Origin of the sequence: Bacteroides sp. AM16-13, from assembly GCF_003602705.1 — a bacterium.
In the GTDB taxonomy this organism is placed as follows: Bacteria; Bacteroidota; Bacteroidia; order Bacteroidales; family Bacteroidaceae; genus Bacteroides; species Bacteroides xylanisolvens.
Genome location: NZ_QTLK01000021.1, coordinates 11,636 through 23,920 on the forward strand (window position 1 = coordinate 11,636; position 12,285 = coordinate 23,920).

Genomic DNA, 12,285 nt, shown 5'->3' on the forward strand with positions numbered 1-12,285 from the left:
TAAAGTTGTGTTCCGCATGGAAAACTGGCAGTGGCACCTTGTCACTAGAATGTTAGGTTGATACCGAAGGTATAGACTGCAGGTACAGGATAACTGCCGTTATCTACTCCGAATGCGGTGGCAGTTCCTCCAAGTTCGGGAGTATATCCGGTGTTATGTTTCCATGTCTTCAAGTTCTGTATGTTGACATAGACTTTCAGAGCTTGCAGACGTATTTTGGAAATTAAGCTCTTGTCGAACGTATATGCTAACTGTACATTACGGATACGGAAGAATTTGCCGTCCTCAATGTAATAGTCAGAGTTGAGGTTGTTGATGGAATGTTTGGTGTTCAGCAACGGTTGGGTGTTGGACGTACCTTCTCCGTGCCAGCGGTCCAAACGTTGTTCCAGGTAGTTGAACTGGGCAAAATTGTAGTTATCCCATGTACGGAAAATCTTGTTTCCGCCTTGTCCCATCATGTCGATGCCTAATGACCAATTCTTGTAGTCTACTCCGAGAGAAAAACCGTAAGTGACCTTTGGAGTCGGGTTGCCTATCATGGTACGGTCTTCCGGGGTGATTTCTCCGTCACCGTTCACATCGGCGAATTTCAGGTCACCGGGGGTAACGGTAGCCAGTGTATTTTTGGGTGATGCGTCAATATCTGCTTGTGACTGATAAACGCCTGCCACTTTGTAACCATAGAAATATCCGATAGGATAACCTGCCATTGTGTAACTTTGCTGCTTATCTCCGGCAATGATGGAATATCCTTCCTGAACAAGACTTTTTACCTCATTCTTGATAGTAGTCAGGTTGGCACTGACGGAATATCCCCAATCACCAATCTGATCGCGCCAGGTTACAGCCATTTCCACTCCTTTATTCTGAATCTCTCCCAAGTTTCCGATACCGGGGATAGTTCCGGAAATCCCGGGAACTTCGGCTAACAAATCTTTGGTGTTCTTCTTATAGTAAACACCCTCAAAATGCAAGCGGTTGCGAAGCAGGTTCGTTTCAAATCCGGCTTCCCAGGCTTCTACTTTTTCCCAACGCAGGTTAGGATTAGGAAGATAGGCAAGCTGGTATCCGGGATAAATGATGGACGGTTTACCGAATACGGCCGAATAAGCATTGGTCAATAAGGGTTCGGCAGGATAGGCTTTATCCAGGTTCTGGTTTCCTAACGTACCGTAAGATGCTTTGATTTTCAACATATCCAGCCATTTGATGTCTTTCATAAATTCTTCTTCAGACATCAACCAACCTCCACCCAGTGAGAAGAAGTTCTGCCATTCATTGCCTGTGTAGGAGAAAGCGGAAGAACCATCCCGGCGGAAAGATCCGTTGAACAGATATTTACCTTTATAGTTGTAGATCACACGTGCAAGTACGGATAATGTACTGCGTTCCCATTGAGTACTTCCATTGGTAGCGGTAGCCGCATCGCCGATGCTAACAAACCATTTGTCCGGATTATCCGGAATAACCAGTCCGACCCCCTGCTTGCGTGCTCCGTCCAATCGGCTCAACGAATTATAATAGGTAGTAAAACCGGCGGTAGCTGTCAGGTTATGATTTCCATTATCAAAGCTGTTGGTGTATGTCAATAAATAGTCGCTCTGAACTTTTGTTTCATTCTCTTTAAACTGGCTGACCTCGGTCTTGCCTGTTCCCAAAGTAGAGATCCCTCCGTTGACAGCGGCATCGTATACTTTTACGATCGGTGTATACGTCCGTCCGTTGTTCGACGCATAATCCATGGAGAACATTGCTTTGAACGTGAAATGTTTCAGGAAGTCTACCTCACCATAAATGTTACCGGAGGCCCGGTAGTTCTCCGCTTTGGTAGTATTCGCTTTCAATTCGACGTCTACCATCGGGTTGTTGATCTGCGCTTTCTGGAATTCGGGCAGAGCCGTATATAATCCGTATTCGTTATTATACACCGGAGCGATAGGAGTTGCACGTAGAGCATTCAACACCTGTTTGGAATCTGCAGGAAGCATACGTGCACCGTTGAATTGGAAACCGACTTTCAAAAAGTCCGTAATCTTATAATCATTACTTGCGTTGATGGTTACCTTGCTGAATTTCTCATGCTCGATGTTGCCTTGTTCGTAAGAGTAGCCTACACCCAGATAGAAACTATGTTTGGGCGAAGCCCCTGTAATACTGATGTTATTGTTTGTAATGAAAGCAGTTTGGAAAATTTCGTCTTGCCAGTCGGTATTGGCATCCCAGCCGGTATAATCGAAAGGGTCATCTTTCTGATTGGCGAGCTGTTCGTTATATAGTTCCTTGAATTGTGAACCATTCACCAGTTTCACTTTATCCACTACTTTCTTGAAACCGAAAGAAGTATTAATATTGACCAGTGTCTGTCCCTCTTTGGCTTTCTTTGTGGTAATGATGATGACACCATTCGCACCGCGAACACCGAAGATAGCCAGAGATGACGGGTCTTTCAGGATTTCCATAGATTCGATGTCCTCCGGATTCAGGAAATTGATGTTGTCATTGAATAATCCGTCGACAATGTACAGCGGTTTATATCCGTTGATGGAGTTTGTTCCGCGAATACGGATTTCCGGGTCCGATCCGGCTCGTCCGGAGTTTACAATCTGCACACCTGCCACTTTCCCCTGAAGGGAAGACAGCGGATTCATTGCCGGTTTGTTGGCTAACTCTTCTCCTTTGACATTGGTGATAGAACCTGTCAAGTCTCTTTTCTTTGCACTACCGTATCCGATAACGACTGTTTCGGCTAGTACTTGTGAATCTTCTTTTAAAGTGACATTGATGACATTCTGTGCCCCCACCTTAATGGTTTGCGAAGTCATCCCCACGTATGAAAATACCAATACGTCCTCCGGAGTGACAGAGATTGAATATTTACCGTCCATGTCTGTGATGGTTCCGGTGGAAGTTCCTTGTACGAGTACCGATGCGCCGATCAATGGTTCATTGGCAGCGTCCGTCACTGTTCCTGTCACCGTCTTTGTCTGTGCAAAGGCTGATGCAGAGGCCAGTAGCAGGCAAACAAGCGTCATGATGCTCCTTGACCTGATGGCTTTTTTCTGAAGATGTTGTAAAAGTCTAGTCCTCATTGCATTAAATTTTTCCATTTGTTATTATTTAGGTTGAAGTCTTTTTTCTGCCGTCTTTTGGCGAGAGTAACAAAGGAAACAAACGAAATTCAAAAAAGATTTTGGAAAAAAGAGGGAATGGTTGATTTTAACACTAAAAGGGAGGTGACTGTTGAAAAAGGTTCAGGCACGAACCGGTGTTGTTCGTGCCTGAATAATAGGATGAGGATTACCCGTCGGGGAAGGTATATCCTATGTATACGCTGTTCGTTCTGTGATTTCCTGTTTTAAAACATCTGTTCCGCAGTGGTCATACATTGAATGACATCTTCTTTGCTGCCATTGAAAGGACCTGATTTCTCTATTTTTAAAGTTGACATGGCGGCTGCAAAACGTCCTGCTTCTTCAATGCCGGCTCCTGATACCCGTTGGTATAGATATCCGATGGTATATGTGTCTCCACACCCTGTTGCATCTATCACTTCTTTGGGTTTATAAGCCGGAATACGATAGAAGTCTTTTCCGTCGAAAATAAGTGATCCCATGCTTCCCAAGGTGACAAGCACTTCTTTCACGCCCCATTCGTATAATTGACGGGCAGCTTCATGCGGATCGGAAAGACCTGTCAGCACTTCCATCTCGTGCTCGTTGACTTTCAGGAAATGGATATATTGCAAAGCTTCCCGCTTATCTGTCCAGTCCACCGGATAGACGTGAGTGTCACGCACTTCACGTAAATAGCCTTGTGAGTCTACTGCAATCAACCCTTTTTGAGATAGGTCTTTGATAACTTCCAACGAGAAGTCATCTGCCAGCAGAGAGCCGAGATGGTAGATTTGCGCATCTATATCTTTCAGCTGACCGGCAGTGAACGGATCGGCTTTCGCTAATACACGTTGAGTACGGTCGTCCGGATTGGCGCCATAGATATTCTCGAAGTATACGGAATATTTGCTTGGCAGGGCGGTTACATGAATACCCATTTCACGTAGTTGCTCCACGACGTTCATTTCAGTGGCACCAACTGCTGTTACTAAAGCGTAATTGATGTCGTTAAAATGGCGGATGGCATGTGAACAATAAAAAGCCGTTCCTCCCGGCATATAGACAGTGTTTTGGGGAGTGACTACTTTGTCTAATGTGATGTGACCGATGCAGCAAAGTTGATGTTTATTCATGTCTAACCAATTAAAAAGCCTCCAAGATAGTATCTTGAAGGCTTCTAGTTTATTTTTAGTGCGGATGATAGGACTCGAACCTACACGCCTCACGGCACCAGATCCTAAGTCTGGCGCGGCTACCAATTACGCCACATCCGCATGTGTAGCTTTTTTGTTTAGCGGTGCAAAGATAGGAAGATTTTCTGATTTGGCAAATAATTCGGCAATAAAGTTATTCACTTAAGATTTCGAATGCCTTTTCAATCAGTGGATCTTTCTTTTGTGATTCTATGTCGCCCTGCTCTATCCCTTCTTCCAGAATCTTATCCATATTTACATATACATCAGGTTTTATTCCATCCTCCAATGACTTTCCATACTTATCAAAGTGGGGGCTGGCAGAGAAGCGGACGCTCCAGCCATTGGGTAATTCTGATGAAAATGGCAGCCCTGATCCACCACCAGTCTGATCGCCCAGCTGGATGATTCTTTTATCCTCGTTATCATTGTTTAAGCTGCGCATTATGTTAACAAAATCATTTGTGGCACTATAACATCGACGATTGGTTAGTATCACGACCTTTTTTTGCCAACGAATACTGTTGGAGGGTTCTAAATAAATGGGTTCCATCTCTGAGAAATCATTGTGTCCCGGACCTGTCTTATGTTGGATATATCCTGTTAGTGCCAGTTTATCAGTGAACCGGGCAGCTATGCGTGAAGAATTGGTTAGATTACCTCCTCCGTTATCACGGACATCGATAATTAATCCATTGCAGATTTGTAAATAGTAAAGGACCTCATCCAAATTGCCATCTCCAACTCCGGCACTGAAACTTTCATAACGTATGTATCCTATGTTATTGTCGAATATTTTATATTTAAGACCAGCGGATGTGCGATAGCCTGAATTGGCACTACCCAGATAATAGTTATAAAGAATATCTTCTCTATAATTCCAGGGGTAGCCCTGATACCATGCATCGTAATAAGAAATACGACTGGCAGAAGATAGATTGACATGCCCGTCTTTCAAGATATAAAGCATTTGACTTAGGATGTCGAACAGGTCATCATTGGACATCGACGGAATAATCAGTCTGCTGTATTTGTCATGAACAGCATCCCAGTCAATACCTTTCGTATCCAGGAAACAATACTGTTCGTCAATGATCTTCCATAGTTGTTCGAAATTACCTCTGGGATCATTGGCGTAGTCATCTTCCCCAATGCAACCAGTCAGCACCGGAAGGCAGCAGAGCAGCCAAAGTATTTGTTTGATCTTATTTCTCATCATTAATTGATCTCTCACTTGAAGTTTCAACATTAAATTTTGTTCTCTTAGTAAGCTCTAACCGATGAAGGAAGAGCGGTTCCTTTCTTATTTCGGATACGGTATAGGTCTTTCACAAATCCTACCATGAATACGTGTGAGTAGGTATGTGTCTTGATATTGTTAACGTTGGATTGCTGCAAATCAGCCAGGTAGCTGAAGCGCATTTTCGTATATCCTATCGGCAGATCGACGGAGAGCATCTGTCGCAACGAAGGTTGATTGTGCAGGGAGGTGAATTTTATCACTCCGCTCGAATTTCCCAAAGAGAATATCTCGTAATAAGATTGTCCGTAGTGGGGAGAGAACATCACTCCCATAACCGGCAGATTGACCTGATAACGAAGTACCATCGGATACCGTTTGATTTTCAGGTGCCAAATAGCCATTCCGGAGGCATCCAGATTGACGTATGCCCGTGCGGATGCCGGATTGTTGGTGTTCCGGAGATTATAGACAAAGCCTCCGTTGACATCTATCAATCCTCCGGCTAATAATTTGAAATTATCTGTCAGGCGGAACTGGTAATGTAATCCATAGTTCCAGTTGACTAATCCGGAGAAAGTGTTATTGTTATCAGCCCGGTTGTGCGTATAGCCGATGTCTGCTTGAAAGAAGTTCTGCACAGATACATTTCCATCAAACAACTTGGTCATCCGAATCAACTCACGGGAAACACGGAAGTCGATACCTTTGTATTCCTGCGGTGAAAGATAGGTGTCGAAAACGTTAGTAAATCCGATACCATACATGGTGGCACGTGTTACATACCGATGGGCTTGCAGACTGTCGATCTGCGCTTGTAATCTTGTGCAAAGGGCGAACAGGATGCAACCTGTCAGCCCCAAGTATATTAGTTTTTTCTTCATCAGAATAATTTCATCTGCCCGGTGATTTCATCAATAATATCGCCTTCGCTTTTGCCGCTGTCCGGATCCAGATTTTCCGGCTCCTCTTCAGGAGCTTCCTGTTGTTCTTGTGAGGGTTCGGGGAAGCGAGTTGGTTCAAGCTCATTGATCGTCTCCACTGCATAGGTAGTGATACGTTTTCCCTTGGCTTTGAAACCTTTGACAGCAATGAATTCATCCGCATCGATATTCAACGGATCACGGAAATTGTCGTGTCCGCCAAATATAACTTCCAGGCGAGGATAGTACTCGTCGGTCAGCAGGATCAGACGGTTGTTCTTATTTTCTCCCAAGTAGTTCTGTTTACGGTTAGAGGCCTCAAAACAGAAACGTTTCAGATACGGATAATTCTGTTGGTCGGCATCGTAAAGCGCGGCAGTCCATATCTTGTTAGGATCAAATTTCTCCACGATGCTTACATTATCTTCATAGTGGTTGCTCAAGTCGAAGTTGGTAGTATAGAAATCACCGTTGTTCAGAACAATCAATATGCTGTCGTCGCTTTGGAATTCACCCAGATATTCACCTCGTCCGTCATAGTTGAGGCGGAGTATGTCACGGTCAAACCATACTTTACGTCCACCGAGCGTAGAACCTCCTTTTTGTTTCAGGGATATCTTATGTACCGGCAAGCGGGTAAGAATCACGCCTCGTGCCTGACGTCCCTTGATGCTGACCTCACTGAAATCATGCTCGAAAATGATACGGCGTACACGCGGATTCGGTTTCAGTGTCACCTTGATGATTTCGGCTTCTCCATTCGGGTTGGCGCTGAAATAGGTAATCCGTGATTCGGGAGTTCCCTGTGTGACATCATATTCGCGGTCGCGAACTACAGAGGTCACGGCGAAACGTTTTACGTATGTCGTTCCTTCTTTTCCGTCGCGGTAGGCTACATTGTAGATCGTACGTTTATCGTTCTTCTTGAATACATTGACATAGAGAACGTTTTTGCCGACGAATTTCTTGTCGGCAACAGGAGTAACGATATACTTACCGTCGCGGAAGAAGATAATGACATCATCGATATCCGAACAACATGCCACGAACTCGTCTTTTTTCAAGGCTGTTCCGATAAATCCTTCTTCGCGGTTGATATAAAGTTTCTCGTTTGCTTCTACTACTTTGGCAGCTTCGATGGTGTCGAAGTTACGCAGTTCCGTACGGCGCGGGAAGTTCTTACCGTATTTGTTTTTTAACATCTGATACCAGTTGACGGTATAATCTACGATGTGAGCCAGATGATTATCAATCTCGGCCACTTCTTCTTTCATCCTGGCAATTAGTTCATCCGCTTTGTCCGAATTGAATTTCAGAATACGTCCCATTTTGATTTCCATCAGTTTGAGAATATCCTCTTTGGTTACTTCACGGATAAATTTCGGATAATAAGGCGTCAGGCGTTCGTCAATATGAGCACAAGCTGCGTCCATATCTTTGGATTGTTCGAACTCTTTGTCCTTATAGATGCGTTCTTCGATAAATATCTTTTCGAGCGAAGCAAAGTGCAACGCTTCCAGTATTTCGTTTTTCTTGATTTCCAGTTCCTGCTTTAGCAAATCCAGCGTGTTGTCTGCCGACTTTTTCAAGACTTTGCTGACAGTGAGGAAATGAGGTTTGCTGTCGTCAATCACGCAGCAGTTGGGTGAGATACTTACTTCGCAATCGGTGAATGCGTACAATGCATCGATTGTTTTGTCCGATGATGTACCTGGTGCCAGATGCACTAATATTTCTACGTTGGCAGCTGTGTTATCGTCTACCTTGCGAATTTTGATTTTTCCTTTATCAACAGCTTTCAGGATAGAGTCGATCACTGTTGTAGTGGTTTTCCCATAAGGGATCTCTGTGATTGCAAGTGTTTTGTTATCAATCTTGTTGATCTTGGCACGTACTTTCACTGCTCCGCCACGTTCTCCGTCGTTGTATTTGGCTACATCAATCGAGCCGCCTGTCTGGAAATCGGGATACAGTTGGAATTCTTCCCCACGCAGATAGCTGATGGAAGCATCACAAAGTTCGTTGAAGTTATGCGGCAATATCTTGGAAGAAAGTCCAACGGCGATACCTTCCACTCCCTGCGCCAGTAATAACGGGAATTTCACAGGAAGAGTGACTGGTTCCTTATTTCGTCCGTCGTATGATAATTTCCATTCGGTAGTTTTGGGATTGAAGACAACATCCAGCGCAAACTTGGATAAACGCGCCTCGATATAACGGGGAGCAGCCGCACCGTCTCCGGTGAGGATATTACCCCAGTTACCCTGACAGTCAATTAACAGGTCTTTTTGTCCCAACTGTACCAGGGCATCCCCGATAGAAGCATCACCGTGGGGGTGGAACTGCATGGTGTGTCCCACAATATTTGCCACTTTGTTATACCGCCCGTCATCCAGACGTTTCATAGAATGCAGGATACGACGTTGCACAGGCTTTAAACCGTCATTGATGTGAGGTACGGCACGTTCCAGAATAACATATGAAGCATAGTCCAGAAACCAATTCTGGTACATGCCTGTTAACTGATGTTTTACGCTTTCGTCCCGCGCGTCCGCCGGTTTGTAGTCTGAATGTTCTTCCGTTATCTCGTTGATTTCGTCACTCATAAAATTCGTATATACTATAATTTTAACGCATACGCACGCAAAAATACAAAAATAAAAGAGATTTCGATGAAAAACGGTGAATATTCCGTGTGTTAAAAGGGTATAAATCAGCTTTACGGAAGGAAAACAGAAAGGCATATCCTATCAAAGACATGCCTTTCTGTAAAATTATAACCTGATGAAAAAACGAGAAATGGGGACATGATTTAAACCCGTATTTCCCAACCTTTTTCGTACTCTCTTCCCCAAAGTTTATTGGCTTCCAAATCGTTGAGAATTCGTCCACTTCCCGGATCAATCTGTAATGAATGTCCGACACGTTGGGCAATGTTACCTAATTGTACCAACTGGGTACTGATACAGGCATCTACAATTCCGGAATTTAACTTTGTTCCTTTGCGAATGGCATCAAACCAGTTTCGGAAGTGGAAGGCATCCAGCTTTTCGGATGGATTCAACAGATTGCCGGTCTCAAATTTTAAATCACTTTTTACCTCTTTAATCGTTTTACCTTTTATATCTGCAATTTTATATTCATTGCCACCGCCAATGAAGAGAGTTCCGGTTTCTCCATAAAATGCGGTTCCTACTCCATATCCGTCTACCGGCATCGTATTACAACTACGTCCTTCCCATGAAAAAGATGCTTCGTCGCCAAATTGGAAGGTGATGAGTTGTGTGTCAGGAGTTTGCCAGTCGTCTTGAAAACGATACCGACCTCCGATAGAATCAACCTTTGTAGGATAATCTACGCCCAATCCCCAGCGGAGTATATCAACAAAGTGGGTTCCATTGTTGAGTGCTTCACCTGTTCCCCAATTCCAGAACCAATGCCAGTTATAATGGATGAAATTATCTTTGAAATCTGCAACACGTGGGGCAGGACCTTGCCATAAATCCCAATCCAGATAATCAGGTACAGGAACAACTTTCCCTGTTCCAATGGAAGGGCGATTATTGACATACCAAGATTTGGCATATCTCACTTTTCCGATAGAACCGGATTTTATTTCTTCCATAGCTTTAATTACATTGGGAAAGGAGCGGCGTTGGTTACCCACTTGAACAATCCGGTTATATTTCAAAGCGGCTCGAACCAGCATTTCATTTTCTGCCGGATTATGACTGGTCGGTTTTTCCAGATAAACATGCTTTCCGGCCTGCATAGCCATAATGGCCGCTTTGGCATGCCAATGGTCAGGGGTGGCAATCACCACTGCTTCAAAATCGTTCGACTCTAACATCTTACGAATGTCTTTTTCTCCTTTGGGAGTACGTCCGGTTATTTTGTGGATAGCAGCCTGGCATTTTTCTAATGCTCTTGAGTCCACATCACAAATGTAAGTTACTTCACAATCTGGAAGTTTGGCAAATCCTTGCGCCAGGGCCTTACCTCTCGAATTCACTCCAATGACTCCGATACGTATTTTTTCGTTAGCTCCCAGAATATCTTGATAACGGCTTGAACCGAATCCTGGAAGTATGCTTCCTAATGAAAGTGCAGCTGTACCTGCTACTGTTTTTTTGATAAAATCTCTTCTTGTTGTCATAGTATCTATTTTTCTCCAAAATTAGGTTGTTATTAGAATATGTGAATGAGCTTTTCCGTCAATTCTCCTTCAAAAAACGTAAATCTCTTATTTTTTTCTTCGGAAAAGGTGACTCAAGAATATCAGGATTCCTCGGGGAATCCATAAGATAAGATAGATGAAAAAACTAATCACGATGACATACCCGATTTGGGATATTATTTCAATCCATGGGCGGGAATAGATAATGATTGCAATTACGTTGATGATAAATGCAAGCAGGAAACTTAGAAGAAAGATATTCCTTTCTTGTTTCAACTTTTTTGAGGTGATAATAATATCTTTCATAGTTTAGAATTTCATATAGGGTATTTTATATTCGTCGGGGAAGAGGATATGGCGTTGTTCATCCATTGCTTGATTCCCAAGTAAGCAAAGGACCGTAGAACAATAAGCCTCTTCTACTACATTCTGTGCTTTCTCTCCAGTGATACAAGATTGGCAGAAAGAGGATAGAATGATATCCGATCCGTCTTTGTCTGCTCCGATCATACTTAAACCACTGTTAACGTGAATATCTCCGTCAATGATGAAATGTGGAGTGTATTCCATTTTCGTTTCCGGTCGCCAGCTGGGGCCTGCCGTTGGGATGGCGGCAAAAACTTTGTCTTTTACCTGATCGATTAATTGGCGGATACCCGAAGTAGAATGATCTTCTTCCAGGTAATAAATACCTTTAGCCATTTCCATTGTACCTTTGTGACCTAGAATCTGGTCTTCCATACCATTGAACTTATTGGAAATCAAAGATTCATAGGCAATCTTGGTTCCATCGGAATATCGGTAAGTCACATTTACACTATCGTATACTTCACGACCGTCTTTCCAGTAAACAATATCACCCATCCCCATGATACTTACCGGCATTCTTTTAGCTGCCCAGTTACATACTTCTAATTGATGACAAGCCAGTTCGGTCATTAGTCCGCCCGAACTGGCTTTATATAATCTCCAATTGATTTTGCGCTCCAATTCCGGTGAAGGAACAGGACGACGCCAGTCTGCATTTCTGAACCAATGACAGCGCATTCCTACCACATCTCCGATCAGTCCGGAATGAATCATTTGCATCCCTTTGATATACTTCTCGTCATACATTCGTTGCATACAAAAGTAGAGTACTTTTTCAGACTGGTTGTAAGTGTCATAGATAGCCTTGCACTCGTCAAGGGTGCGTGCCATTGCTTTTTCACAGAAGACATGTTTGCCGGCAGCTAATGCGTCCAACACAATAGGTGCGTGCCAGTTTAGTGGTGTGGATATGATGACTCCATCAATGTCTTTCGATTCCAGCAGCTTACGGTAGTCTGTATAGGACTTGGCATCCGGGCAAAGCTCCAATGCTTGCTGAAGATTGGGAGCATAATTGTCACACACGGCTACAATTTGTGCATGAGGTATTTCCTTGAGGTTATGGATGTGGTATTGCCCTCTGGAACCTGTGCCAATTAAAGCAATCCGTGCTTTTTCATGTTTAATCTCTTTCAATTTTTCGGGGGTACAGGAGGTAAGCCAGGGAGTGGTAGCTAATAAAGCGGTTCCTCCGGCAACATATCCCAGACTTTTTATAAATTGTCTGAGCCCTAAGTCTACTCCTTCTTTTTTATTGTCTTTCATG

8 protein-coding genes and 1 tRNA gene are annotated in these 12,285 nt (G+C 43.6%); all 9 read right to left on the bottom strand.

Features of this window, described 5'->3' with window-relative positions:
• Positions 1-44: 44 nt before the first annotated feature.
• The 9 genes from DW173_RS16490 to DW173_RS16530 all read right to left on the bottom strand — a co-directional run bounded on the left by DW173_RS16490 (position 45) and on the right by DW173_RS16530 (position 12,284).
• Positions 45-3,110: a SusC/RagA family TonB-linked outer membrane protein gene (locus tag DW173_RS16490; protein WP_120144799.1), complete on the bottom strand. Its 3,066-nt coding sequence runs from the start codon at positions 3,108-3,110 to the stop codon at positions 45-47.
• Positions 3,111-3,358: 248 nt separating this feature from the next.
• Entirely contained in the window at positions 3,359-4,249 is an 891-nt protein-coding gene (locus DW173_RS16495; RefSeq protein ID WP_120144800.1) for a carbohydrate kinase family protein, read from the bottom strand.
• A 59-nt stretch (positions 4,250-4,308) separates the two neighbouring features.
• Positions 4,309-4,390, bottom strand: a tRNA-Leu gene (locus DW173_RS16500).
• Positions 4,391-4,463: 73 nt separating this feature from the next.
• Positions 4,464-5,525: a S41 family peptidase gene (locus DW173_RS16505; RefSeq protein ID WP_049702273.1), complete on the bottom strand. Its 1,062-nt coding sequence runs from the start codon at positions 5,523-5,525 to the stop codon at positions 4,464-4,466.
• A 47-nt stretch (positions 5,526-5,572) separates the two neighbouring features.
• Positions 5,573-6,433: a DUF3316 domain-containing protein gene (locus DW173_RS16510; protein WP_049701705.1), complete on the bottom strand. Its 861-nt coding sequence runs from the start codon at positions 6,431-6,433 to the stop codon at positions 5,573-5,575.
• On the bottom strand, positions 6,433-9,078 hold the full coding sequence (locus tag DW173_RS16515; RefSeq protein ID WP_120144801.1) for a DNA gyrase/topoisomerase IV subunit A: 2,646 nt from the start codon (positions 9,076-9,078) through the stop codon (positions 6,433-6,435). Before DW173_RS16515 ends, DW173_RS16510 begins: the two co-directional genes overlap by 1 nt.
• 206 nt (positions 9,079-9,284) lie before the next feature.
• Positions 9,285-10,628 (bottom strand): Gfo/Idh/MocA family oxidoreductase, encoded by a 1,344-nt coding sequence (locus tag DW173_RS16520; protein ID WP_008024306.1) that lies wholly within the window; start codon positions 10,626-10,628, stop codon positions 9,285-9,287.
• An 87-nt stretch (positions 10,629-10,715) separates the two neighbouring features.
• Positions 10,716-10,955: a hypothetical protein gene (locus DW173_RS24185; RefSeq protein ID WP_004299591.1), complete on the bottom strand. Its 240-nt coding sequence runs from the start codon at positions 10,953-10,955 to the stop codon at positions 10,716-10,718.
• 3 nt (positions 10,956-10,958) lie between these two features.
• Complete coding sequence (locus DW173_RS16530) at positions 10,959-12,284, bottom strand: Gfo/Idh/MocA family protein (RefSeq protein ID WP_120144841.1); 1,326 nt, start codon at positions 12,282-12,284, stop codon at positions 10,959-10,961.
• Position 12,285 lies beyond the last annotated feature (1 nt).